Here is a 25,765-nt window from a genome sequence, read left to right as displayed (position 1 = left end):
ACATGAAGTTCTAATGGATGATACCTGTGAATGAATCTGTAGTACTTACTTAGTTGTTACAGTTCCTGCTACATCGCGGGATACCTGCATCTGCGAAGCCGGGATGTAACCAAGCTCTACTACGTCACCTGTCTGTACTTCGTCAGTCATCATGAAGTCCAGGAATGCTTTTACTGTTTCATTCGGCTCACCGTTAGTGTACATGTGCTCGTAAGCCCATACCGGATATTTGCCGGAAATTACGTTGTCTACAGAAGGTTCAACGCCGTCATAGCTCAAGGTTTTAACGGAATCGTCCAGGTAGGACAGAGCCAGGTAACCGATAGCTCCCGGTGTTTCACCGATAATTTTCTTAACAGTACCGGAGGAATCCTCTTGAATAGATCCTGGAAGATCATCCGTTTTGGTGCCAAGCGCGAAGCTCTCGAAGGTTGCGCGTGTACCTGAGCTTGCAGGACGGTTGATGATCTGAATCGCCTGGTCAGCGCCGCCGACTTCGCTCCAATTCTTGATTTTGCCAGTGAAGATGTCGACCAGCTGCTGCTTAGTCAGTGTATCTACGCCTGCATCCGGATTGCTTACTGCTGCGATAGCTACAACGGCTACCTGATGATCAACCAGCGCTGCCGCTTTTTCTGCATCAGCATCTTTCAATTTCTCTTCTGCGAATACGTCGGAGTTACCGATATCCACTTGCTTCTCAGCCACTTGTGTCAAGCCTGTTCCGCTTCCGCCGCCTTGAACCTGAATATCCACGCCTGCATTGGCATCCATGAATTTCTCTGCTGCCTGCTCTACGAGCGGCTGCAGTGCTGTGGAGCCCGAAGCCAGGATAGATCCGCTTAATTCGGCGCCGCTGCTATTTTGTGTATTTGTTGCAGCTGCATTGCCTCCGTTATTGGTTGCCGCATTATTTCCCCCGTTGCCACATGCCGAAAGTGCTACTACGCTTGTTAAAGCCAAAGCCATGATCCAAGATTTTCTGAATTGCATTGTTTTTTTTCCTCCTAAAGGTTTTGTGAGTGTCTGCTTCATTGGTCTGCTTCGTACAAAACTCACTTTGGAAGCATTGTCTGTGCTCATGTCAGCTTCTCTTCTGACTCTTCTTATTCTAGGGCTCGTTCGTTATGTAAAAGTACTGAGTTTGTAAAGCGGAAGATAAAAGTTATAATAGATTTTGAATAATGGCATAGATATATTCTATATATAAGCAACAATCGCTAATTTATCGCCATCTAACCGGAGGAATCAGCATGAATCTTGTGAAATTACAAATCGTAGTCCTGATTGAAAAATATAAAAAGGTAACGGACGTAGCCGCCGAGATGGGACTTAAGCAGCCGACCGTCTCCTTCCATATGAAGAGTCTCGAGAGTGAGCTTGGCGCTTCACTGTTCCAGTTCCGGAGCGGCCGGGTGCTGCTGACCGATGCCGGACGCGCCCTGTATCAATATGCTGTGCGGATTGTATCGCTGACGGCAGAAGCAGAGCGGACAGTTAAGCAGTTTACCTCTCTGGCTTCGGGGAATCTGGAGCTTACAGCAAGCGACATCCCCGGTAATTATCTTGTGCCTAAACTGCTGTCCCAATTCACTTGCCTGCATGATGGAATTGATGTGTTCCTGTCCATACTGCCGGATGATGCTGTCAGGGAGCGTCTGCGGAGCCGGGAGATTCAGCTGGCTGTGCTGCACAGTGCGGACGGACAGGATGATTCCTTCCATACTCAAGTGATTGCCAGTGATGAAACGGTGCTGATTTTTGCGCCTGGACATCCTTTTGCCGGAGCGCAGGAAATTACGGTAGAAACGGCAGCAAGAGAACCCTGGGTGCAGCATGAAGCCGCCTCCTTCCTGCGCGGAATCTCCGACAAGTGGACGCAGCTCAATCATGTGAAAGTGTGGAACCATGCCGTACTCGGCTCGCCGGAGGCGGTCAAACGTATGATTAGCGGCGGCGGGATGGTCGGAGTATTCTCCAAATCAGGGATTGAGGCCGAGGTGGCGGCCGGAAGTCTGGCCTATGCCCCGCTGCCGGGACTTCATCCCGGGGATGGTGCATTTGTGCTGGCCTGGCGCAAAGACTACACCCTCTCCCCGCTACAGAAGGCTTTTGCCGGAATGGCAGGCAGTGACGGATTACAGGAGGAGGACCAGCGCGAAGATCTGATACCCAGTGAATAGCTTGACTTCCGGGCGGTGGATGTCATCGCAGGGATTTCCAGATTATCCGCATTCCTGAGCAGGAATCTGGTAACTTTATATAAAATCCTGCCCAAAATGCAACAATTCCCTCATTATATTTACCCGAAACTAAAATTGTTGTAAAAAAGGCAGCATTTCATCTTTTCCAAGCGGCTGAGCAGGATTATTCTTGTATTTCATACAACAATCGATCTGAACACCTGGCTATCCATACATCAAAGTTGTAAAACGTACAACACTTCACTCACTAGTACCGTACTATGAAGTCACCATTCTGCCGTAACGAATCAAATGTAAAGAATTGAAATTTACATTTACATAACAAAAACGGTATCCCTTAGCGCACGAACGTAACCGTGCTTCAAGAGATACCGTTTGTTTGAAACATATGACTTCTTAGGTTTCACACTATAAATTACTGCTATTTCCCGCTGAAACGGCTTTGCTGTCTTTAAAAAGGGACGGCAAAGCCGTTTCCACTTCGTTTATTATCTTTTTCCCGCCACCAGAGTGAAGGTCTTGGGAATTCCCTTGTCATATACATCCGACGACAGGTTGGGCTCTTCCACCAGTTCCTGAATAACAAGCCCGCTGGCCGCAGCAGCCGTTACAATCTCGCCGAGTGTCCAGCGCCGCCAGTAGACTACATTAGGTCTGTCTGCCCCCGCTGCTTCTCCGGAAGAAGGCATATACTTGGAGTAGGACACCTGCTTCTCTTCCAGTGCCGTATCGAAATAATCACCGTTCACTTTATGCTTGCGCACCTTGGCAGTTGAACCCTTGGAGGAGATCAGCTTGGTCGTTACCGGGTGGAAATCGCGCAGTACGAACTTCCCGCCGGGTGCCAGCAGCCGGTATGCCGTAGTCATAAACGGAGCCAGGTCGGTGAAATAGTGGACAATTCCCATTTCCGCAAACACCAGGTCATACGAGCCGTCCAAGACGGCTTCAGGCAGTCCCAGCACATCTGAGACGATATAATTCAGCTTCACTCCGGCTTCCTGCGCCAGTTCAGCAGCATAACGCCCATTCGCCTCCGAGAAATCAGCAACCGTCACTTCTGCCCCCATCAGCCCCAGCGCTACCGCCTTCATGCCGTTCGAACCCATCAGGTTCATAATCTTGCGGCCCTGCACATCTCCCATATAGGCATTCAGCGGGAACAGCTTCCCAGCCGGATCTTTGGCCAGCTTCTCTGCTGCCTCGGCTGGTGATCCGAACCGGCTAGTCCATGCCGCATAGGTATCCTCATTCCACAATTCTTCACTGGAAGGAGCGGCCCCGCCGTTTAGACCTGAAGGTTCATTCTGATCTTGTTCATTCATTACGTTCGTTACCCCTTTATATATGTTCTGTGAAATAATGTCATCGCTCCACCGTCTAACACATTATGACGCATTAGGCAGAGCTTCCTGGAGCTTGAGCGCCTTCCTGCGTCCGGAATACAGATAGACCCCGAGGCCGGCCATGACCAGCACGCCTCCTGCCCATTGTAAACCGCTCAACTGTTCCCCCAGCAGCAGGAAAGCAAGAATGCTAGCGCCGACAGGCTCTCCCAGAATATTCATCGATACTGTAGTCGCTGATGCATACTGCAGCAGCCAATTAAACAGAATATGGCCGAATACGGTTGGTACCACCGCCAGCAGGACAAAGATGCCCCATTCCCGGGCGGGATAAGCGAAGAAAGGTGTACTTGTTACCAGATTGTAAACAGCAAATACGATGGCCGCAGAGATGAATACAATCAGGCTGTACAAATAGGAAGGCATACGCGCCACCAGCTTCTGACCGATTAATAAATGTGCGGCTACAGCTACCGTTCCGCCAACCGACAGCATGTCACCCTTCAGGTTCTCGGCGGACAGTCCGATATCGCCCCAGCCGATAAAGACAACCCCAAAGATTGCAATAGCCATACCCAGCATAGCTGAGGCGCTGTTTCGCTCTTTATACAGTATGTACGCACCCAGCATAATGAATAACGGCTCCAGAGCCATGATCATTGTCGAGCTGGCCACTGACGTGTAATTCAGCGAGCCCATCCAGAGCAGAAAATGAAGGGCCAGCATTACACCGGAAGCGCCCAGCAGCAACCAGTCTTTCAGGCGCAGCGCCCAAGCTGCTCCGCTATAGCGGCGGGCGAACGGCAGCATCAGCAGTGAGGTGAACAACAGCCGGTACATCCCCTGAACCGACACCGGAGCAGACGACCATTTAATGAAGATAGAAGAAAAGGATATGGCCACAATTCCGATCACCATCAGCAGCGGTACGGGAACGGGCGGTTTTTTGGGAATCATACGTAGTTGCCCCTTCGTGTTTTGTAAGACTCATTATGTTAATTTAACGCAAATTGCAGAAAAAAGCAGCATTTTTCATTAAAAGAGACATAGAATCCGTCTTTCAGCGGGTTCCATGCCTCATACGAGCTATACCAGTGCTAATAAGCATCTGTATCTATGGCTTAAGTACAACCTTGATACAGTCCTCTTCCTTCTCTTGAAACACCTTATAGCCATGCTCTGCTCTGCTGATCGGCAGCCGGTGGGTGATGATATCTGTGGGATCGAACTTATTCTCCTTAATCATCCTGTAGAGCGCCGGCATATAATGAATGACCGGAGCCTGTCCCATCTTCAGCGTAATATTGCGCTCAAACAGATGACCTAGCGGGAACATATTATAGTTCAGCCCATACACCCCTACAAGCTGAATCGTACCGAATTTGCGGACCACCTCTGAGGCGATACGGAACGCCCCTAGTGAGCCGCCCTGCAGCATTAATGTGGTCTCCACCTTTTCTACAACCGTCTTCTTGGCGTCGAGACCTACACAATCAATGACCACATCGGCCCCGCCGCGGGTGATCTCCTTCATGTGCTTCTCGAACTCTTTAATTTTCTCAAAATTAAAAATCTCCACATTATTCGTTTGCTTCGCATGCTGCAGCCGGTATGGGATATGGTCGACGGCAATGACCCGGGATGCGCCTTTCATCCAGGCGAATTTTTGTGTCAGCAGACCTACCGGCCCGCATCCGAGCACAATTACGGTATCTCCGGGCTTCACGCCGGCATTCTCAACCCCCCACCAGGCGGTAGGTACAATATCCGAGAGGAACAGCAGCTTCTCGTCTTCCATCTCAGCATCCTCCGGAACGACAAAGGGGCCGAAATTTCCGTACGGTACACGCAGCAGTTCGGCCTGCCCACCGGCGAAGCCGCCGTAAGTATCCGAATAGCCCAGATAGCCGCCGGTATCCTTGGCTTCATTCGCGTGGTCACATTGGCTCTCCATCTCGTGCTGGCAGAAGAAGCATTGCCCGCAGGCTACATTAAAAGGGATAATGACACGGTCACCCTTCTTTACCTTGGTGACCTCCGGTCCTACATCTTCCACTATTCCCATAGGCTCATGCCCGATAATGTAATCATCATGCATGCCGGGGATTTCGCCATTATAGATATGCAGATCCGATCCGCAAATGGCGGTTGAGGTAATGCGGACAATGATATCATCCTTTTTCTCAAGCCGCGCATCAGCGACTTCCTTAACCTCGACTTTCTTCTTGCCCTGATAGGTTACTGCCTTCATGTTGAGAGTCACTCCTTCAGAAGTTGGGTATGGACATCGCAGCTGTAAATTCACGCTACACTATGTTATAACCCCAAATCCTCCGGCTTTATCCGTGCAGCAGCGGAGAATACATCATCAGTGCATGGTTCTCGGCGACAGCCTCATCACCCGCGAGCTCTCCTGTATGGGTAAGCACCCTGCGGCGGATAGCGTTACTTCGTACATATCCTCCCCACGGCTCCAGGCTGATCACATGGCCGTCTTCATAGACCTCATAATTGTAGAGCTGCCGGCTGTCACAACGCCACTCCCCGTGCAGATGGGTCTCATCCAGATGAAGCTTCAGCTGGTAGGTGTACTCCGTATCATTTCTAAGCTGCAAATCCAGATAGTTATAGGAACAGGTGGCCCCGCTGCCAAAAGGCTGTGTCCGCTGCTCATCGGGAAAAACATCATAGCTGTGCCGGTGCCGTTCAGTAACCGTGAGCGGTGTATGCAGCGCCATCCAGTAGATCAGATTCGACAATTGGCAGAGTCCGCCTCCCGTTCCGGACCGGAAGCCGCCATAATGCAGAACCATTCCATCCAGATATCCCTTCCTGCGGGTCGGCTTTCCGATACTCCGCCAATAGGAGAAAGTCTCGCCGGGACGGATGACGAGTCCGTCAAGCTTGGCAACAGCCAGGCGCAAATTCGTTATTTTATTATACTGCAGCTGCATATCGACATTACGCAGGCTCCGAAGCAGAGGTGTGGCATGGCTGGCCGCCTCATAAGGCAGAGCTTCCGGGCGAAGTTCCTTGGCGAGCCTGCCCCGTGCTGTGATCCATTTCCAATATCTTTTCCAGATAAAATAGCGCTTGCCGGCAAATAATCTCAGCCTGGAGCGGCGGATCGGCTTCATTGCGGTAATTACCGGATTCATCGGAAGGTTACTTCCTGTTCCGAGCGCAGCGCAGCAATTCCGGAGCCAAGCGCATCATTATGCTGCTTCACGATTTCTTCACCTGTGAGATGGTTATCATCGAAGGTACTATGTGCATCTTTGACCAGGACGCTGGAATACCCAAGGCTATGTGCGCGTCTGCTGGTGGCATTTACACAGTAATCCGTCTGCATCCCGCAGATAACCAGCTCCGTCACTCCAAGCCGTTCAAGCTCTTCCTGAAGCCCGGTGAGATGGAAGGAATCCGGAGTTGTCTTCTCGATTATCGTCTCCCCTGCCTGCGGTGCAATGCGGCTGCTGATCTCCCAGGTAGGGATCCCCTTCACAAATTCCCCCTCTTCTTCAGTATGCTGGATGTAAATCACCGGAACCCCGGCTAAGCGGGCCTTGTCCAGCAGCGAGCTGATCCGTTCCAGAACCCCTTCTTCGTCAAACAGCTTCATATCAGGATAAGCAAACATCGCCTCTTGAACATCAATAATCAGTAATGCGGTTGACATCATCAATTCCTCCCCGGACTGTTATTCTCCTGCTGCAGACTTTCTTCTGCATACCAGCTGGACCGGATTGCCGTCCGGATCATTTATCCATGCGGATCGCAGATCATTTAGGAAATCATGTGCTGCCGAAAGAAGTGTACCGCCGTTCTCCAGCAGGTATTGAAGCGCCAGATCCGTATCCTCTGTCCAGAGGGCCAGCTCGCTGCCAGTGTTGGTTCCAGGCGTCAGCCCATGTACCTTATTCGCTGAAGTCCTGCTGGCCAGCCCCAGCTTGAAGCCATCCAGCACAAGTTCATGATGCACGGCTTCACCCTCGATTTCCGCAGTGAAAGTCAACTTAAACCCTAGCTTTTCATAGAAAGTTCTTGAACGGGCTAAATCTGTGACATACAGATTAATCTGCGGGCTTTTGAATTCCATTTCATTCCCTCCTCCAGATGCTGTAACCATGGCGTTTAAGCACTAATACTCCCTAATATTATAACTGATAATTCACTCTGGTAGCTTATCCGAGATCACCAGGATAAAGGTAGCCAGCGGTCCCAGCAGCAATGACAGCAGAAACCAGTTTAATCCGCTCCGGTTTTTCCCCTGGGCAATTCCCGCATTAATCAGTGCCAGCGTTCCCCAGCCTGCGTAGTATCCGTTCTCCATTTCAATTCCCCCTCATACTTGATCATCCATCAAGTATATTACGCCTAGAATGGGTGATGCACCTCCGCTTGTTACATTAATCCTAATAATTACATTAAAAGGTATTGGGTACCGGCACCCCGAAGGAAGAGCAGGCGGACCGGGGGACTATAACACAAAGACCGGACCTCCGCATCGCAGAGGTTCGGTCTTCATTCAATATATAATGCGCAAGCCTTACTTGCCCCGCTTATTATGCCAGATTAGTGCGTGAAGCTGCGGCAGCACCCGCGCCTTGTTCATCTGCGGGTCGGCAATCACCAGATTAAACAGCCATTCCAGCCGGCCCAGCAGGCGGCCTGAAATGTCGCCTTCCTCGGTGACATTTTCGTTCCCCGGCTGAAGAAACAGCGGGACCTCCGGGTACCTGAAATGTACCTTCCGGGCATATTCATAATCCTCCTGGCTAAAAACAACCACCTTCAGGCTATGGGCAGCCTTGCCGCTGCTGCCGACTCTAAGCATAATCTCATCCAGCTTATCCCAGTCGGTCTTCATCCCGGAGCTTGGCGGCTTGGGGCTGATCGTCAGCACATCGACATCACTGAACCAATCCTGCCAGCGGCTGCCCTGTGTCTCGATGGCCGCCTGGATACCGCGTTCGTGGAGCAGGGTGATGAACTCACCCATGGCTTCCCCGATAAGCGCCGGATTGCCTCCGGAGATGGTTACGCAATTGAAATTATCTCCTGCCAGCTCAAGCAGCCCGGCGAGAATCTCCTGCGGTTCCATCAGGGTTACTTTATCTTTCGCCGATCCGTCCCAGGTGAAGGCGGAATCACACCAGCCGCAGCGGTAATCGCAGCCGTAGGTGCGGACGAACATCGTTTTGACACCGATGACCGCCCCTTCCCCCTGAATCGTCGGGCCGAACATTTCGATAACGGGTATTTTACTCATGGTCGCAGCCTCCGTACAGACGGTAAGACGGCCCCGCTTCCGGAATGTCTGCCGCCAGCACCTCCGCCCAGGAGGTCGGAGTCTCCCACAGCTTGACCGAATAGACCGGTAAGGAAGCCCGCTTCAGCTCATAAGCGATGTATGCTGACATGTTCTCCGCCGTCGTACGGAACGACAGCAGTGCTACCTTGGAGCCAGTAGCCGTAAGTGTCTCCAGTACAGGCTCATTGCCCATGGCCAGGAAAGCATGATCCAGCCGGTCGACTACAAACTGCTTCACCGTCGCTTTGATATCGCTGAAATCGATGACAAACCCCTCATCCGACTGGCCGTGCTCCACGGACGGAACGCCCTTCAGTACAACCTCAAGCTTATACGTATGCCCGTGCAGATTACTGCATTTCCCCTTGTGCCCTATCAGCTGATGGGCGGCGTCAAAGGTAAAGATTTTGCAGACAGATACTTCGCCCAGCATTATAGTCCAGCCTCCTGGCGCTCCGCCTCATACTGCTCAAGGCCGCGCTGGCGCAGCAGACATGCCGGACAGGTGCCGCAGCCGCTGCCGATAATCCCGTTGTAGCAGGTAAGCGTCTGCTCACGGATATAGTCGAAATAGCCAAGCTCGTCGGCCATTTTCCAGGTTTCTTTTTTGTCCAGCCACATCAGGGGAGTATGGATTACGAACTCATAATCCATCGACAGATTGAGTGTGACATTCAGTGATTTCACGAACACATCCCGGCAATCCGGATATCCGCTGAAGTCCGTCTGGCAGACACCGGTGATGATATTGCTATAGCCCAGCTGTTTGGCCAGAATCGCTGCAAAGGACAGGAACAGCAGGTTCCGTCCGTCTACAAATGTACTCGGCAGCTCCTCGCCCTCCCCGGCAGCGATTTCGATATCATCCCGGGTTAGCGCGTTCGGGGCCAGCTGATTCAGCAGTCCCAGATCGAGAATATGCTGCTTCACCCCAAACTTCGCGGCAATCTCCTTGGCGACTTCGATCTCTGCCGCATGGCGCTGATTATAATTAAAAGTTACCACCTGAACCTCCTGGAACTGCTGCAAAGCCCATACCAGACAGGTGGTGCTGTCTTGGCCGCCGCTGAAGACGACCAGTGCTTTTTTATTCATCGTAAGTTCTCTCCTCCTTATTGTTCTGTGTGCTGCGGATCTCCCGGATTAACGGTTATCCACTTTCTCGGGATACAGGTCGTGGTTCATCAGCCGGTGCTCGGCCATGCCCTCATATTTCTTTCCCGGACGCCCCCAGTTGCAGTAAGGATCGATGGAAATGCCGCCGCGCGGCGTGAACTTGCCCCAGACCTCAATGTAGCGGGGCTCCATCAGCGAGATCAGATCATTCATAATAATGTTGACACAGTCTTCATGGAAATCCCCGTGATTGCGGAAGCTGAACAGATAGAGCTTCAGGGATTTGGATTCAACCATTTTGATATCAGGAATATACGAGATGTACATCACACCGAAATCCGGCTGTCCGGTAACCGGACACAGGCTGGTGAACTCCGGGCAGTTGAATTTGACAAAATAATCACGGCCGGGATGCTTGTTATCGAACGCCTCCAGAATTTCCGGAGCATAGCCGAAATTATACTTCGTACCTTGATTACCCAGCAGGGTAACCTCCTGCATTTCCTCTTTCAGTCTGCCTTCTGACATGACAAAAAACCCCTCTCTTTTCCCTAGGCTCACGGCCTGAACTGGAAAGAAGAACGAGATTTCGAAAACCTGGCTCTACTAAGATGAGACACGCGCGGCATAACAAGAAATAAGTACAGGCAAATGCCCGTACTCCTTTAGCCCCCGGATATCCGGAAAGCTGCTCATGCCTGTAGCGGTCTTAGTTTTTTATAGAGGGAGTTTGCGAACCTCTCCTGCGCTTGCGCGCGCAGATTCCTTCTTTGTGCTTATGACTATACATATGGTGCGTCTTGAACTATACCATGATTGCCGGAGGCTTGACAACCCTCACAGCTGATCCAGGATCAGCGAGCACAGCAGCCCCATGGCGGCGATAAATCCCGTTAGCGGTCCACCGTCCTCATAGGCTTCCGGCATCATGCTGGAGGAGACCATCGCGATAATCCCGCCCCCGGCAAAAGAAGCAATCATCGCCTCCGTATACCCGCTTGCATGGTCCATAAATGTATAGCCAGCGCCTGAAGCCAGGGTGGAGATTACCAGTACGCCGAGCCAGAGCAGCATAATTTTTCTTTTGCCGTAGCCGTCCTGCTTCAGCCCTGCCGTGCTCGACAGCCCTTCCGGAATATTGCTGATAAAAATAGCAATAACCAGCAGCAGACTTACACCTTGGCCGGCAATCAGACTGGCCCCGATCATGATCGACTCAGGAATAGCATCCAGTACCGTTCCGGCAAAAATAGCCATGCCGCTCCCGCCTTTAGCTTCCGTCTTCCCTGATGCTCTGGCTGAGCGTTTGCGGCCGGCTCCGCCTTTCCGCGAGATATACCAGTCAAACAGCGTGAACACCAACGCTCCTGCGGTAAAACCGATGATCGTCGGGGTCAGCCCGCCGTCACTCGCGGAATCCTCCAGCAGTTCATAAGCAGCTGCTCCAATAAGTACGCCTGTCCCGAAAGCCATAACGAAGCCGATCAGCTTGGTGGGAATGGACAGGAACAGAGCGAGCAGCGCCCCGAGTAACACAGCTGAGCCGGAAATGGCGCCCCACATCAATGCACCCCACATTATGCTCACCTTCCCCGTTTATGTATTGTTAATAGAAGTGCATAGATGTAGTTTACACCCTAATGGGGAACTGCAAACAATGCATCTTCCGGCGGGCACCTATTCGGGATCTATTCTTTTACGCTTTTATATTATTCATTATGTTAATTATTAATATCATTAATAAATACGATGGATTCATTTGCCCGGAAAAGGGTAACTTAGAATTATCAATCTCTTACTAACCAAAGGATGGGATCCTATATGGAACAAAACGTACAGAAGCTTATCGATTGGCTGGAGGCGCAGGAGCATGCAACCCTGGTGATCAAGAAGCAGGAGCTGGATGATCTGGATACAGTTCACTTTAATCTGGACACCGTAGACTACCGCAATGCCGAGGATGTTCTTGATGAATACCTGGGCAGTGCACTGATTCTGCGGGGAACGGGAAATACACTCAATGCAGACGGTGAGCTTGTGCCGCTTCCGCAGCCTAATTATGAGATCGCGGTCAGCGGGCTGAAGCTGAATACAGTAGCTGAGGATAATGTCGAGCTGGAGACGGACAGAGCGAAATATTCCTTAGCCTTAAGCTGAATGATCTAAGTATTACAGGAAAGTTGTGCGCGTCATGTTTATTTCCCCTCTACTTGAGACACATACAGGCCATGGGTGAAACACACCCATGGCCTTACACACGTCTATTGATTCAGATACAAGAATTTATTAGCTGATTTATGCTTCTTCCCCGAGAATCTCAACTTCCGTCTCCAGCTCGACATCGAATTTTTCCTTCACCGTTGAACGCACATGCTGAATCAGTCCGATGTAGTCACTGGCTGTCGCATTATCCGCATTGACGATGAATCCGGCATGCTTGCGAGATACCTCCGCTCCGCCGATGCGTGTTCCCTGCAGGCCGCTCTCCTGAATCAGCTGGCCGGCATAGCGGCCCGGCGGCCGCTTGAACACACTGCCGCAGGAAGGATATTCCAGCGGCTGTTTGGATTCGCGGAGATAGGTCAGCTCATCCATGGAGGTCTTGATCGCAGCAGGATCACCCGGCTGAAGCGCAAATCTGGCCTCCAGCACAATATACTCTCCGCTGGCAAAGATACTTTTGCGGTATCCCCACTGAAGCTGGTCGCCCTGCATAGTAATAAGCTGTCCGTCCTTGTCGATCACAAGTGCACTTTGCAGCACGTCCTTAACCTCACCGCCGTAAGCTCCGGCATTCATATACAGCGCCCCGCCTACCGTGCCGGGGATGCCGCAGGCGAACTCCAGCCCCGTCAGCTCCAGCTCCAGCGCATATCTTGAAGCATCGATAATCTTCGCCCCGCACTGCGCGTAGAGCAGTCCGTCCCGGATGCCCATTTCCGTCATGTCGGAGGTCTGAAGCACAATACCGCGGATACCCCCGTCCCGGATAATGACATTCGAGCCGTTTCCGAGTACAGTAAGCGGAATATGATGATCATGCGCATATGTAGATATTCTCTGAATTTCATCGTAGGTTGCCGGAGCAGCCCAAATATCCGCTTCCCCGCCCATCCGGGTATACACCAGATGCTTAAGACTCTCGTGGCGCTTCAGCGAGCCTGCTGTGACCAGCTGCTGCAGGTCCTTATATATGTTGTCGATATTCATACATCATGCCCCTAACTCTATGAAAATGATGACCGTGATCATCTGCCTGCCTCAACTGCATCGCGGCAACCACAACTTTAACAACGAACAGGCTCCCTTGTCAATGACAGGAGCCTGTTTGGAAGCTGCATACAGCATTATTATGTTTCATCATTCCCGTTTATAACCTAACTTCCGGCCGCAGCACGCTCTGAACGGAATTCTTCCCTTCTCGCTGCACGTTCCTCTTCTTTCATCCGGGGGCAGGTATAACATAGACGGCCGCCTTCTGTCCGGTAGTACATACAGCAGCGGTTGCGCATCTGTACAGTTTGCTCCGGGTCAACGAGCGATTCAATTCTCCGTACCTTCACATGAAACGGATTCCGGGGCATCTGGAATACTTCAGCAGGCAGTTCATCTTTCAGATAGCTGTAATCTGCTTCAATCCGCTTAAGCACTGCAGGATCGGTAATTCCGGCTGCAAAGGACTCCACATAATAATTGAATTTGGACGGCATCTGTCCCCATATCTCACCAGGTGATAAACCGCTCACCTGTGAAATACAGCGTACCAGCGGCCCGGCAGTCTCTTGATAAAAGCGGGCAAACACATCATTTCGCCACGCGTCCCTGCTCTGCTGTTCCTCAGGAGCCTGCTCAGTCTTCCACGCGTGAAGGGAGAAGGCAATCCGGCAATATCCGTCTGCCGGAATGAGATGAATCCCCAGATTCGCTAGGCTGAGCTCAGGAACGAAGGAGAATCCTGTGACTGAATACTGAACCGCAAGCGCCAGATTGGACAGATAGCCGCCGAAATATGCAGCAACCGCTTTATCGTCCAGTGCTTTCATTAACGGCCCGTAAGTGTCTACAAATGCCCTCATACCCTGCTCATGCACCAGTTCAGCTGCAGCGAAGGAGTGCAGAGCTCCCTCCGGTACCGCAGGATGCAGGTCAAACTTAGTGGTGAATTCCTTAATCAATTGTTCATTCATTGCACTGCCCCTCTCCGCTCCACTAGCCTGCACAGCTCGCGCTTATAGTCCAGCTGCCTTGTACGCAGCCAGCTCGTAAGGGAGGCACAGCGGCACTCCGGTACGCGGATCAGGCACAATATCGGCTTCAATGCCGAATACTTCACGCAGAACTACCGGTGTCATTACATCAACCGGCGCACCTTCACTGATCACATTGCCGGATTTGATCGCTACCATATGCTGCGCATAACGGGATGCATGGTTCAAATCATGTACCACCATGATAATCGTCCGGCCTTCTTCTTCATTCAGCTTCTGCAGCAGCTGCAGCACCTCCAGCTGATGGGCCATATCAAGGAATGTCGTCGGTTCGTCAAGGAACAGAATATCTGTCTGCTGCGCCAAAGCCATAGCAATCCAGGCCCGCTGACGCTGTCCGCCGGAGAGCCGGTCAATCGGTCGGTCATGGAACTCTGTCATACCGGTAACTTCGATTGCATTGGCAATGATGCTGCGGTCTTCAGGCGTCATGGTGCCGAAGCCCTTCTGATGGGGGTAGCGGCCGTAACCCACAAGCTCAGATACAGTAAGACCGTCAGGTGCTGTAGGATTCTGCGGCAGAATCGCCAGCTGCTTGGCCACCTCTTTGGTGGACAGGTTATGAATGGATTTGCCGTCAAGCATGACGCTGCCGCTCTTCGGCTTCATGATGCGTGCCATCGTCTTCAGGATAGTCGATTTACCTGAGCCGTTCGCTCCAACCAGCGCTGTAATCTTCCCTGTCGGAAGTGACAGGTTCAGCCCCTTTACAATCATTGCCTCTGCGTATCCGATACTCAGCTGTTCTGTATTCAAACGTTCCGACATGATACTCACTCCTCAGGATTTTAATTTTTCATGATAATTCGCCTATGAATGCCTATGTTAAGCCTTAGATTTTGCCAAAAGATATAAAAAGTACGGGGCGCCGATGATCGCCACCACGATACCTGTAGGTATCTCTGTAGGCTGCAGAATCCAGCGCCCGATGGTGTCTGCGGTAAGCAGCAGCAGCGCGCCTATCAGAGCGGCTACAGGCAGCATGATCTGATGACGCGGGCCTACAAGTCTGCGGGCGAGATGCGGTGCAATCAGTCCGACGAAGCCGATGCCTCCGCTGACCGAGACGCAGGCGCCTGCGAGAGCCACAGCAGCAGCCAAGAGCAGCAGACGTTCCCGCTCCAGCGGCAGCCCAAGTCCCTTGGAGGTTTCATCCCCCAGGTTTAGTACGTTAAGCACCCGGGCTTTGTAGAACGCGAACGGCAGCAGAATCAATATCCAGGGGAGCAATGCCAGCACGAACCGCCAGTCTCCGCCCCAGATTTTGCCGGCCAGCCAGATGGCTACGAACTGATAATTCTGCGGGTCCAGTCTTAACGACAGGATCAGCTGAAAAGCGTAAATGCCGGCACCTACGGCAATTCCGATCAGGATCAGCCGTGTCGGCGAGAGTCCGTCGGCTCTCCGGTAGGAGAGAAAATAGATCAGCGTGGCCGTAAGCGCTGCACCTGCCAGCGCCAGCAGCGGAAGAACAAAGATGGGCCCCGCTGTGGTTGCCGGGACAAATGAAATGAAGATCAGCACTGCGAATCCCGCTCCGGCGTTAATCCCTAAGGTAGAGGGTTCAGCAAGAGCATTGCGCGACAGGCCTTGCAGAATAGATCCGGATACTGCGAAACCCGCCCCGATGAGCAGTGAGATCACTATACGCGGCAGCCGGAAATCAAACAGAATCAGCTTCTGCTGTTTGGTTCCTTCACCGAGCAAAGTATGTAGAACATCAAGTGGTGATAAGCGCATGAAGCCGGTATTCATACTGACAATAAAAATAATGACGATAAGTGCAGCAAGCAGCGTTAGAATACCGGCTTCTCTGGTGCGGCGCGATTTCACTGAGGGTACAGACATGGTCCTGTTCATTACAGCTCCCCCTTGCGCTTGCTGGCCAGATAGATGAAGAACGGTACGCCGATTACTGCAATCAGGGCACCTATCGGTGTTTCATAAGGCGCATTAATCATTCTCGCAGCGATATCGGCAAAGAGGATCAGGACGCTCCCGAGTACTGCCGAGCAAGGAATGATCCAGCGGTAATCCACCCCCACCAGATAACGGGTAATATGCGGAACCATTAATCCGACAAAAGCAATCGGGCCCACCGTCGAGACCGCCGCTCCGGCAAGAATGACCACAATGATCATCCCTACGGTCTGTACTAGCCGTGTGCGCTGCCCCAGTCCAGCGGCAACATCCCTTCCCAGGCTTAACAGCGTGATGGAACGCGAGAGCACCAGCGACCCGATAAGCGCACCTGCAACCCAGGGGGACATAATCTTGAGCTGTGTCCAGTTCGCTCCCCCAATCCCGCCTGCCATCCAGAACGCGATATCCTGGGAGAGGTGATACAGAATGGCGACGCCTTGGCTGAGCGCCAGCAGCATAGCACTGACCGCCGCACCCGCTAAGGTCAGGCGTAGCGGTGTCAGCCCGCTATGGGACAGCGAACCGATGCCGAAGACTAAGAGCGATGCCACAGCCGCTCCAATGAAGCAGTAGATCATGATATACATGAAAGACAGCGAAGGCGCAAAGGCGAAAGCCAATGCCAGGCCGACACCGGCTCCGGCGTTGAGTCCCAGCAGCCCCGAATCCGCCAGCGGATTCCGGGTCATTCCCTGCATGATCGCGCCGGCAACAGCAAAACATGCCCCCACCAGTGCTCCAGCCAAAGCCCGGGGGATTCGCAGCTCCCGGATGACCTGATGCTGTCCCAGCTCCGGATTGAAGCGGACAACAGCTTCCCATACAGTAGCCAGCCGGATATCTGCTGCTCCTACCGATACAGACAACATCAGTCCGAAGACGATGACAGCTATTCCGAGCAGCAGTATCGTAGCTGCAGCCACCGGCCGCGACTTGATGGGTTTATCCCCTGCAGCCGTAGAAGGATTGAGGTTAGAACGTGTGGATGAAACCATAAGCCGTCTCCTTAACAGGATTATTACTTGCTTCTAATTGATTATCATTCTCATTATCGCAAATATATGAATTTTGTACAAGCAGATAACGCGTAATCTATGCTGAACGCCCTCATCTATCGCTCCATTTAAAAAAAGGTGCAGATCATCGTATCCGGGGATACAAGGACCTGCACACTCTATACCGGCAGAGGCTGATTACCGGCATTTTGAACGCATCTTATTTTACAAGACTGCTCAGAGCATCATCAATTGTTTTGGAGTTAGCTATAGGACCGCTGTACAGCCAGCTGGTTGATCTGCTAAACTCATGAACATTCCCCGCCTTAACAGCCGGAATCCCCTTCCAGATCGCGCCATCCGTAACTTCAGCAGCATCCGCCCCGTCACTGTTCACTAGGATGATATGATCTGCAGTCAGCTCAGACAATTTCTCAAGTGATATCGGATTCCACGTTGCTCTGGACTCAGCAGGAATTTCGGTAACCAGATTCGGAAGCTTCACGCCAAGATCACCATACAGGACTGCCCCGCTGCTGCGGGTTTCATCTACTATATAGAAGTTCTTGGATACCAGCCAGAGAATGGCAACGGACTCATCGCCGATCGCAGCGGAGATTTTTGTTTTGGCATCAGCCGCTTTTTGATCATAGGCAGCAATGGCTGCTTCAGCTTCAGGCGTTTTGTTCAACAGCTCGCCGATCTTGAGCAGCGATTTGCGCCAGTCCTTGCTGACTTCGTCGCCGAGTACATACGTTGGTGCAATTTTGTTCAGCTGGTCATACAGACCGTTCTGGACAGTACCTTCCGATTGTACAATAGTGAAGTCCGGTGCGAAGCTGGTTACAGCTTCGAGTGGAAGGTCATAGCTGATGGTTGGAATGTCCTTAAGCTCAGCTGCAAGGTAATCCTGAGTGCCGTTTGTCACGGACCATTGGGCAACCGGAGTCACGCCAAGTGCGACCAGATAGTCTTCCAGATAAGAAGCAAGCACACGCTGCGGGTTCGCAGGGACAGTGACTTTATGTCCCATGGCATCCGTTACTGTTTGCTCTACCGCTGGAGCTGTTGTTTCTGCCGGTGCAGTAGTGGCTTCTGCAGGTGCCGTAGTTGCCGCAGCTCCGTTATTGGCTGCATTGTTATTTCCGCATGCGGATAATAAGAACGTCGTGGTCATGAGTCCGGCCATAGCCAGCTTCATGCTTGTTGATCTTTGCAGGTTGAACGAAAACATTAATTACCCCTCCTGTATATACATTCATTATTGGTCAAAGGTGATTGCGGCCTTCGCCTCACATAAACTGATGATATTGATTCTCATTCTCTATGTCAACTAAATTATCTGATTCCATTTATACTCACCCTGCGCATAACAAAAAACGGCTATTCCCGCAACCTGCGGAAACAGCCGTTTTACATATAAAGGGTATGTCTATTTGTGCAAATGATACGGTACAGTTGCTATAACGATATCCTTCTGATTCATCAGATAAGAGCGGATGAACAAGCTGGTCTGATTATGCAGAATCGCCTGCCACCAATGCTTCGTAACAAATTGCGGAATGAGTACAGTAATGTGGTCTGTAGAAGCGGTTTTCCACTCCACCGTATCGATGAATTTCACCAGCGGGCGGATGATGCTGCGGTAACGAGAGCGGAGTACAATCAGGCGCACTCCAGGGTTCCACTCTTCCCACTTCTGTTCCATTTTGTGAATCTCTTCTTCATCGAATCCGACATATACAGCCACTACATTCTCAGTCAATGACTTCGCATAGCTGATCGAATGCAGTACTGCACGGGTGACACCGGCAACAGGTACAACCACTGTGCTTCCTTTAATGCAAGGTTTATCCGTAGCCGGACAAATACGCAGCTGATCGGCAATATTCATATAATGGCGGTGAATCCGGTGGAACACGATGATTACAAGCGGCAGGAAGATGAAGGCCATCCATACACTCGAGAATTTAGTAATAATGAAGATGAGCGTAATGGTTAAGGTTGTGAGCATGCCTACTGTATTCACAGCGAATTTGCTCTGCCAGCCCTTAGGCTTGGTTCTGTACCACTGGACCATCATGCCAAGCTGTGAAAGGGTAAACGGAATGAATACCCCAACGGCGTATAATGGAATCAACCCTTCGGTATTTCCGTGAAAAGCAGCTACAAGCACAGCCGACATTACGCCGAGGAAAATAATGCCGTTGGAGAATCCCAGCCGGTCTCCGCGCACCATGAAGGCGTGGGGTAAATATTTGTCTTTGGCGAACATGAACGCCAGCAGCGGGAAGGCCGAATACGCTGTATTCGCCGCCAGGAACAAGATTACTGCGGTGATGCCTTGGATGAAGAAGTACAAACCGCCGCGGCCAAAGGTAGACTCGGTAATCTGTGACACAACCGTTGCTTTCTCGTCCGGCATGATACCGTACCAATAAGCCAAAAGCGTAATCCCCGTGAACATAGCCCCGAGAATCAGACCCATCAGCATCAGCGTTTTAGCCGCATTTTTCTCAGCCGGTGCTTTGAAGTTAGGAATCGCATTGGAGACCGCTTCTACCCCGGTCAGTGCCGAACAGCCGGAGCTGAAGGCCTTAAGCAGAAGGAACATACTGACGTTCGATACCGCCGAGCCGATCTCAGGAACCTGGGCATGAGCACCGCCGGTTGCATACTTGAAGACTCCCGCGATAATCAGTACAAAGATGGAGACGACGAACAGATATACCGGAATGGCTATGAATGAAGCAGATTCAGTAACACCCCGCAGATTGACAATCGTTAAGAGCAGAATGACAGTAACCGCTATGAGTACACTATGATTATGAAGACCCGGGAACGCTGATGTGATCGCATCCGTTCCCGCCGAGGCGCTTACCGCCACCGTAAGAATATAATCCACCAGCAAAGAGCCGCCGGCAAGCAAGCCGGTATGAACCCCGAGATTGGTTTTGGCAACAATATAGGCGCCCCCGCCTTGCGGATAAGCAAAAATGGTCTGCCGATAAGACAGGATTAAGATGGCCAGCAGGCCCAATACGGCTAATGCAATTGGCAATGAGTACCAGATAGCTGTGAAACCTGCGGCCACAAGTACGATTAAGATTTGTTCTGTTCCGTAGGCTACAGACGAGAGCGCATCAGAAGACAGGACAGCCAGTGCTTTCACCTTGGATAACTTTTCATGATCGAGTTCGTTCGACTTCATCGGACGCCCGATCAATAGTCGTTTTACCTTGCTTACCATTGTAGTAACAGTTCCTCTCTTTGTTAAGTTGAAACGGCAGTACCGCGCGCTGTTTTCATAAGTGGATTTCATAAATGCAGGCACAAAAATAAGCATACGGAAATGATCCGCATGCCTTGAGTGCATGGTCATTATCCCACTATTGCTTACGAGGTTAGCTGGCGGATTCGGGCTGTGGTAGCCCTACGGTTTTCGAGTCTGCTGACCCGCTTCCGATTCACCCCGTTGGCACTCGGCCAAGTTTGGTTCCCCCGTTTTTCCTTCCGGAAAATTCAGCGCATATTCAACTTCTCACAAGGACTAATATTAATCTACAATGCCTCTTCCGTAAAGCGTTGAAACAAATGAAAAAAGAATGAAAAACAACCAAAACAACCAAATCCATGATCCGGTATGTCTTGATCTTTCATTCTCTTTCATTATCCCTTTATCGCGTGATTTTACAGCGTTTCTGCATAATAATTTACACTTAATTTAAGGGGAATAGTTACTCTTCATTCTGCCTGACGGCTTCTTACTCACCTGCATCCTCTTTACGCCCTGTCCATAGCAGAATTGTGATTAATGCGAACGCAATGAGTGCCAGCAGCGGGATGGTGATGAATCCGAAATAATTCAGATAATCCGTGTTGCACGGCACACCGATTGTACATGGAAGCACCTTGCTGAGTGCCGGAATTTTCTGCTCTGCGTAATGATAGATCGAAATGCTTCCGCCAATCAAACTTAAGGGAAGGACATACGGGATAATGCGCTTATCCCCCCGGTAAGTGGCGATTCCGAGCAAAATCAGCTGCGGGTACATAAATATCCGCTGAAACCAGCATAGCTTGCAGGGCTCATATTTCAGCACTTCACTGAGATACAGACTGCCTGCTACAGCAACAACCGAGACGAACCAGGCCAAGTAGAGACAATTCCGGCGGCAGAATGCAGAGAATTTATTCATTGTCCAGCCACAGCTTCCGCAGCTACCTGGATTTGAGCATCGATTTCCTCCATATTAAAAGGTTCATTCACTTTGACTCCATTGACAAACAATGACGGCGTGTTGGTTATGCCGGTGTCAGTGCCAAGCTGGATATCTCTCTCCAATTCGCTTTCGTAGGTCTTGTCTTCAATATCCTTACGCAGCAGGTCGAAGTCAATGGGCAGTTCTAATTGCTGTGCCAGACTTACCAGGAAGTCCGGTGTTGCCCACTCCACCTTTTCTTCACCCTGGTTAGCATAGATGGCATCGAAGAATTTCCAGAAAGCCTCTTGATTCTGATGGTATACGGAGAGTGCCGCGAGTGAGGCTGTTCTCGAATCCGTACCAATAAAGGCCAGGTTGACGAAGTAAAAGGCTGCTTTATCCTGATTGACATACTCCTGAACGATTTGCGGTTTAATCACCCCGGTGAACTGGGCGCAAGCCGGACATTTGTAATCGCCGAATTCAACGATTTTGACTGGAGCATCTTCTTTGCCCAGCCGTGCCATTTCACTGTAATTGAAGTCAACGGGAGCCGCAGCAGATCCTGTGGTTGAGCCGTCCTTCGAGGCCAGCATGAATAATCCTACAAAAATAATTACGACTAATGCCACTGTACTCACGATCAGAATTCTCGTTTTCTGCTTCTGCTGTTCCTGCTCTGCCCGGCGTTTCTCCTGCTTGCTCATCTGGGGAAGCGCGACATTGTTCTTATTCGGTTTGCTCAAAGAGAGTTCCTTTCTGTCCATAGGACTGTCGTGATAAAAGATAAGTTACTTTAAAATTATATAATTAAAGTTCTCTCCTTGGCAAACCCTACATTATACAGCTTTTGTTGCCGCAGGCACTCCGCTGTCTTCATTTTCTTGGTTGTAAATCAGCTCCGGCGATGAATCCAGCGACTGCAGTACAATTCTGAAAAAGAACTGGGTCCCGCCGCCCGGCGCCGGTTCCGCCCATATTTCTCCCTGCATAAGCTCCACCAGCTTCTTGCAAATGGCCAATCCCAGACCGGTACCCGGATATTTACGCGTGTGGGAAGCATCCACCTGGGAAAAGGATTGGAACAGCAGCTGCAGCTTATCCGGCGGAATGCCGATGCCTGTATCATGCACTTTGAATTGCAGCGTCTGAGAAGCTCCCTTCATGCCGGCGGACTCAACAGTAACTGTAACCGCTCCCGAAGGAGTGAATTTCACCGCATTGCCGATTAAATTAACCAGGATCTGACGGATCCGCGCAATGTCTCCCACGAACTTGCCGGGAAGACCCTCTTCTACCGCCAGCACAAACGACAATTGCTTATCTCTGGTAATTACTTCAAACAGATCCATACACTCCTGCAGCAGCACAGTCAGCTGAAACGGCTCCTGGTTCAACACGAGACCATCTGCTTCCAGGCGGGAGATATCGAGAACATCACTCATTACATGGAGCAGCGCCTGGCTGCTGGTACTCTGCAGCTTCAGCAGCTCCAGATGCTCGGGCTTGCTGATCTCTTCGGCCAGCAGCTGATTGATGCCGATAATTCCGTTCAGCGGTGTACGGATTTCATGGCTCATCGTCGCCAGAAACTCGCTTTTCATCCTGGCAGCACTCTCTGCCGCATCCCGGGCCTGAATCAGTTCATGCTGGTACTGCATCAGGGCAGTGACATCCTCGGCAACGAGATAGACCAGCTGTTCCTTATTATGAAGCAATGGAAACACCGTTACGCTGCAGATCATCTGCTGGCCGTCCCTGGTGATAACCTTCAGCTCCAGCTTGGAGGACTTCCCTTGGGAGGCATTGCGCACAGCTTCCTTGACCGCGGCTTCATCCCGGGCACTGTACAGGATGTTCTTGAATTCCCCCAGTTCTTCTCTTCCATATCCGGTGGTATACCGCAGGGAAGGATTAGCACTGATGATCTTCTTAAGGGCCGGATCAATACACAGCACCATATCCGGGCTATGCTCGAACAAGGCCATATAACGCTGCTCATTAAATGCTGCAAAGCGGAGCACATGCTGCCGGTCCCTATAGAGCAGGCCAAGCACAATTGTCACAATGAACAAGAAGGAACCGCCCAGAATAATGCCCAGCAGTGAATCATCCAAGAGCGGAGCGCGCCCTGTATACAAGAAGGAGTCTACTACTGTGAAGGATGCGCCGGCCATTGCAGAATAATGTATTCCTGTGAACGCTCCGGTTAGGGTTAACACGAGCAGCAATTTTTTGACACTAAGCATATTGTAGGCATTCCCCAGCCATTTCGGGTCGTAGGATGCAGTAATTACAGGGACAACCAGGGCGAATAGGATAGACAGGATAATGGAGAAGAACCCTTGTTCATACGTTGCCGAGAGCTTCATCGCCAGAATACCGCTGAAATGCATGATCAGTATTCCGCTGCTGAACAGCATGCCGCCAAGACCCAGATAGACACGGCTGCGGGTATGGGGGTTGCCAAGCATTGCAAACAGCATATAAGAAGCGGCCACAGGAATGATCAGCGAGAACACAAGCAGCAGCAGATCATACGATACCGGAACTCCCAAATCCATCGCCCGCATTCCGATAAAATGCATACTCCACATCCCTGTGCCCAGCACTACAGAGATAAGCAGAATATAGAGATTCCCCTTGCGGCCACGGAGCAGCCGTTCCGCCAGATCCAGGGCTGTGAAGCACGATAGAAATGCTATAGCAACAGATAAGAGGACAAGCAGATCATTGTAATGATTCGGATGATGCTCCATAGGCCTCTCTCCTTTCATGAACTTTAAGATATTGCATTTCACCTATTTACACTAACCTTACCCTGGGTGAAACCAGTCGAATCGTAGATTGTGCCTAATGGGACAGACAGTTTTTGCTTAAGGGAAACGCTGACAAAACGAGAGCCCCTGAATACTAAAAAAAGCACAGCGCTGTAATAGCGCCATGCTCTTGTCATCTCGTAATTAAGCTCCGGCTTCCTCCGTCAGAAACTGCACCTTCAGCAGCTTAATCCGGGAAATCCGCTTATTGTCCGTCTCTTCAACCACAAATAAATGATTGTCGAACTCCACCGTCTGGCCTTTTTGCGGAGGATTGACCTCCAGCTTGGAATACAGCCAGCCGCCTATCGTATCGTAATCATCCGTCTCCATGTGGATTCCGAGCGTATCATTGATCTCCTCGATCAGCATCAGGCCGTCGATAGAGAACTCATCCTCCCCCAGCTTCTCGATGCCGGGACGTTCCTCGTCGAACTCATCCTGAATCTCTCCGACAATCTCTTCCATAATATCCTCCAGAGTAACCATTCCCGAGGTACCGCCATACTCATCAATCAGGATAGCGATTTGGGTCTTGGCACGCTGCATGACCTTGAGGAGGCTGCTAATCTGAATCGATTCCGGTACAGTCAATATCGGACGGATCAATTCGTTATACTTGGGCGCATTATCACGGATCATATCCTTGATATGAATGAAGCCGAGAATATGGTCCTTGTCTCCGTCGCAGACCGGATAACGGGTTCTCATTCCGTCAAAGGCAATTTCAAGATTCTCGTCCGTCTCCAGATGTGTGTTGAGACAGATCATTTCCGTGCGCGGAATCATAATCTCCCTGGCCATCGTGTCGGCAAATTCGAAGATATTATCCACCAGGGTCATTTCCGTGTTGTCGATCAATCCGCTTTTGTTGCTCTCCTGCATCAGAATGCGTATTTCTTCCTCTGTATGTGCTGTAGCCAGCTCCGATGCCGGCGTCAGACGGAAGATACGCAGCAGCCCGCGAGCCAGGCCGTTAACCACCCAGATGAAGGGATACATGATCCGGTAAAAGACATTCATCGGACCTGCAGCAAGCAGAAGTACAGCCTCGGCTTTATTCACTGCAATGGTCTTCGGGGCAAGCTCGCCCAGTACAATATGCAGAACAGTGATGAACATAAAGGCTATGATAAGCGAAACCACAAAAACAGTTGTTTCTCCGAAGCCGAGGTTCGTAATAACCGGTCCCACAATCGTAGCAATCGCCGGTTCTCCGAGCCAGCCTAGCGCAAGCGAGGCAAGTGTTATGCCAAGCTGACAGGCCGACAGATAACCATCCAGATTATGAACGATCTGTCTTGCTGCAGGGGCTCTCTTGCTGCCTTCCTCAATCAGTGAATCGATGCGCCCGCTGCGCACCTTCACCATCGCATACTCAACCGAAACAAAAAAACCGTTAAGCAGCACAATCAAAATAATAAGACCTACATTTAATATACCGGGTAAAGGGTCGCTCAATTTATACTCCTATCCGCCGTTTCCTGTGCGGGCGGATAGGCCCACCTCCTTCGTTTGTTCAAAATGTCAGACTGGATCATGCCAGCTGTTCCTTTCCGTATCAATTTCCCAATG

General features: G+C 51.0%; 26 protein-coding genes and 2 riboswitches. Of the genes, 2 read left to right on the top strand and 24 right to left on the bottom strand.

Going from position 1 to position 25,765, the window contains the following annotated elements; genetic code table 11:
- Positions 1-45: 45 nt before the first annotated feature.
- Positions 46-993, bottom strand: coding sequence for a phosphate ABC transporter substrate-binding protein PstS family protein (locus NYE33_RS21635; protein ID WP_042137717.1), 948 nt, complete (start codon positions 991-993; stop codon positions 46-48).
- A 260-nt stretch (positions 994-1,253) separates the two neighbouring features.
- Here NYE33_RS21635 and NYE33_RS21630 point away from each other — a divergent pair, with 260 nt between their 5' ends.
- Positions 1,254-2,183, top strand: coding sequence for a LysR family transcriptional regulator (locus NYE33_RS21630; protein WP_341067452.1), 930 nt, complete (start codon positions 1,254-1,256; stop codon positions 2,181-2,183).
- A gap of 509 nt (positions 2,184-2,692) precedes the next feature.
- Here NYE33_RS21630 and NYE33_RS21625 read toward each other — a convergent pair.
- The 12 genes from NYE33_RS21625 to NYE33_RS21570 form a co-directional block, all read right to left on the bottom strand.
- Entirely contained in the window at positions 2,693-3,529 is an 837-nt protein-coding gene (locus NYE33_RS21625; RefSeq protein WP_076243185.1) for a class I SAM-dependent methyltransferase, read from the bottom strand.
- A 63-nt stretch (positions 3,530-3,592) separates the two neighbouring features.
- The gene (locus tag NYE33_RS21620; RefSeq protein ID WP_039298918.1) at positions 3,593-4,507 is read right to left on the bottom strand and encodes a DMT family transporter; all 915 of its coding nucleotides are present in this window, start codon (positions 4,505-4,507) and stop codon (positions 3,593-3,595) included.
- A 157-nt stretch (positions 4,508-4,664) separates the two neighbouring features.
- On the bottom strand, positions 4,665-5,801 hold the full coding sequence (locus NYE33_RS21615; protein ID WP_042137724.1) for a zinc-dependent alcohol dehydrogenase: 1,137 nt from the start codon (positions 5,799-5,801) through the stop codon (positions 4,665-4,667).
- An 88-nt stretch (positions 5,802-5,889) separates the two neighbouring features.
- A complete protein-coding gene (locus tag NYE33_RS21610; protein ID WP_042137725.1) occupies positions 5,890-6,708 on the bottom strand; it encodes a VanW family protein in 819 nt (272 codons plus the stop codon).
- On the bottom strand, positions 6,705-7,229 hold the full coding sequence (locus tag NYE33_RS21605; protein ID WP_341067450.1) for a cysteine hydrolase family protein: 525 nt from the start codon (positions 7,227-7,229) through the stop codon (positions 6,705-6,707). The genes NYE33_RS21610 and NYE33_RS21605 overlap by 4 nt, the downstream gene beginning before the upstream one ends.
- 21 nt (positions 7,230-7,250) lie before the next feature.
- Entirely contained in the window at positions 7,251-7,649 is a 399-nt protein-coding gene (locus tag NYE33_RS21600; RefSeq protein ID WP_052421903.1) for a VOC family protein, read from the bottom strand.
- A gap of 72 nt (positions 7,650-7,721) precedes the next feature.
- Positions 7,722-7,883 carry a hypothetical protein gene (locus NYE33_RS21595; RefSeq protein WP_167549552.1) on the bottom strand — a complete coding sequence of 54 codons (162 nt, stop codon included), beginning with the start codon at positions 7,881-7,883 and terminating at the stop codon, positions 7,722-7,724.
- Between the two features lie 216 nt (positions 7,884-8,099).
- On the bottom strand, positions 8,100-8,822 hold the full coding sequence (queE, locus tag NYE33_RS21590; RefSeq protein ID WP_341067448.1) for a 7-carboxy-7-deazaguanine synthase QueE: 723 nt from the start codon (positions 8,820-8,822) through the stop codon (positions 8,100-8,102).
- Positions 8,815-9,297 (bottom strand): 6-carboxytetrahydropterin synthase QueD, encoded by a 483-nt coding sequence (queD, locus tag NYE33_RS21585; protein ID WP_341067445.1) that lies wholly within the window; start codon positions 9,295-9,297, stop codon positions 8,815-8,817. Before queD ends, queE begins: the two co-directional genes overlap by 8 nt.
- Positions 9,297-9,959, bottom strand: a complete 663-nt coding sequence (gene queC / locus NYE33_RS21580) for a 7-cyano-7-deazaguanine synthase QueC (RefSeq protein ID WP_039298934.1) — start codon at positions 9,957-9,959, stop codon at positions 9,297-9,299. The genes queD and queC overlap by 1 nt, the downstream gene beginning before the upstream one ends.
- Before the next feature lie 48 nt (positions 9,960-10,007).
- On the bottom strand, positions 10,008-10,508 hold the full coding sequence (gene queF, locus NYE33_RS21575; protein WP_340945182.1) for a preQ(1) synthase: 501 nt from the start codon (positions 10,506-10,508) through the stop codon (positions 10,008-10,010).
- 175 nt (positions 10,509-10,683) lie between these two features.
- Positions 10,684-10,727, bottom strand: a riboswitch (PreQ1 riboswitch).
- Between the two features lie 90 nt (positions 10,728-10,817).
- Positions 10,818-11,558, bottom strand: a complete 741-nt coding sequence (locus NYE33_RS21570; protein ID WP_341067442.1) for a ZIP family metal transporter — start codon at positions 11,556-11,558, stop codon at positions 10,818-10,820.
- A 243-nt stretch (positions 11,559-11,801) separates the two neighbouring features.
- On the opposite strand from NYE33_RS21570, the gene NYE33_RS21565 reads away from it, so the two are divergent.
- A complete protein-coding gene (locus NYE33_RS21565) occupies positions 11,802-12,137 on the top strand; it encodes a hypothetical protein (RefSeq protein WP_039298941.1) in 336 nt (111 codons plus the stop codon).
- A 138-nt stretch (positions 12,138-12,275) separates the two neighbouring features.
- On the opposite strand, the gene murB is transcribed toward NYE33_RS21565, so the two are convergent.
- The 11 genes from murB to NYE33_RS21510 form a co-directional block, all read right to left on the bottom strand.
- Positions 12,276-13,190: a UDP-N-acetylmuramate dehydrogenase gene (murB, locus tag NYE33_RS21560; RefSeq protein ID WP_336101458.1), complete on the bottom strand. Its 915-nt coding sequence runs from the start codon at positions 13,188-13,190 to the stop codon at positions 12,276-12,278.
- Positions 13,191-13,357: 167 nt separating this feature from the next.
- A complete protein-coding gene (locus NYE33_RS21555; protein WP_340945177.1) occupies positions 13,358-14,167 on the bottom strand; it encodes a (2Fe-2S)-binding protein in 810 nt (269 codons plus the stop codon).
- 42 nt (positions 14,168-14,209) lie between these two features.
- The gene (locus NYE33_RS21550) at positions 14,210-15,016 is read right to left on the bottom strand and encodes an ABC transporter ATP-binding protein (RefSeq protein WP_039298947.1); all 807 of its coding nucleotides are present in this window, start codon (positions 15,014-15,016) and stop codon (positions 14,210-14,212) included.
- A 57-nt stretch (positions 15,017-15,073) separates the two neighbouring features.
- Positions 15,074-16,096: a FecCD family ABC transporter permease gene (locus NYE33_RS21545; RefSeq protein ID WP_445669819.1), complete on the bottom strand. Its 1,023-nt coding sequence runs from the start codon at positions 16,094-16,096 to the stop codon at positions 15,074-15,076.
- An 11-nt stretch (positions 16,097-16,107) separates the two neighbouring features.
- Positions 16,108-17,166 carry a FecCD family ABC transporter permease gene (locus NYE33_RS21540; protein WP_341067436.1) on the bottom strand — a complete coding sequence of 353 codons (1,059 nt, stop codon included), beginning with the start codon at positions 17,164-17,166 and terminating at the stop codon, positions 16,108-16,110.
- A 220-nt stretch (positions 17,167-17,386) separates the two neighbouring features.
- A complete protein-coding gene (locus NYE33_RS21535) occupies positions 17,387-18,400 on the bottom strand; it encodes an iron-hydroxamate ABC transporter substrate-binding protein (protein WP_341067434.1) in 1,014 nt (337 codons plus the stop codon).
- 198 nt (positions 18,401-18,598) lie between these two features.
- Positions 18,599-20,416: an APC family permease gene (locus NYE33_RS21530; RefSeq protein WP_042137741.1), complete on the bottom strand. Its 1,818-nt coding sequence runs from the start codon at positions 20,414-20,416 to the stop codon at positions 18,599-18,601.
- A 128-nt stretch (positions 20,417-20,544) separates the two neighbouring features.
- Positions 20,545-20,704: riboswitch (cyclic di-AMP (ydaO/yuaA leader) on the bottom strand.
- A gap of 226 nt (positions 20,705-20,930) precedes the next feature.
- Complete coding sequence (locus tag NYE33_RS21525) at positions 20,931-21,365, bottom strand: disulfide oxidoreductase (protein WP_039298958.1); 435 nt, start codon at positions 21,363-21,365, stop codon at positions 20,931-20,933.
- Complete coding sequence (locus NYE33_RS21520) at positions 21,362-22,117, bottom strand: DsbA family protein (RefSeq protein ID WP_341067432.1); 756 nt, start codon at positions 22,115-22,117, stop codon at positions 21,362-21,364. The genes NYE33_RS21525 and NYE33_RS21520 overlap by 4 nt, the downstream gene beginning before the upstream one ends.
- A 93-nt stretch (positions 22,118-22,210) precedes the next feature.
- Positions 22,211-24,130 (bottom strand): ATP-binding protein, encoded by a 1,920-nt coding sequence (locus NYE33_RS21515; protein WP_341067430.1) that lies wholly within the window; start codon positions 24,128-24,130, stop codon positions 22,211-22,213.
- Positions 24,131-24,334: 204 nt separating this feature from the next.
- Positions 24,335-25,651, bottom strand: coding sequence for a hemolysin family protein (locus tag NYE33_RS21510; RefSeq protein WP_042137745.1), 1,317 nt, complete (start codon positions 25,649-25,651; stop codon positions 24,335-24,337).
- Between the last annotated feature and the right edge of the window lie 114 nt (positions 25,652-25,765).

Origin of the sequence: Paenibacillus sp. FSL R10-2199 (genome assembly GCF_038000235.1) — a bacterium.
GTDB classification, from domain to species: Bacteria; Bacillota; Bacilli; order Paenibacillales; family Paenibacillaceae; genus Paenibacillus_AQ; species Paenibacillus_AQ phytohabitans.
The sequence above is the reverse complement of the archived record's forward strand: the minus strand, read 5'-3'. Positions and strand labels throughout refer to the sequence as shown.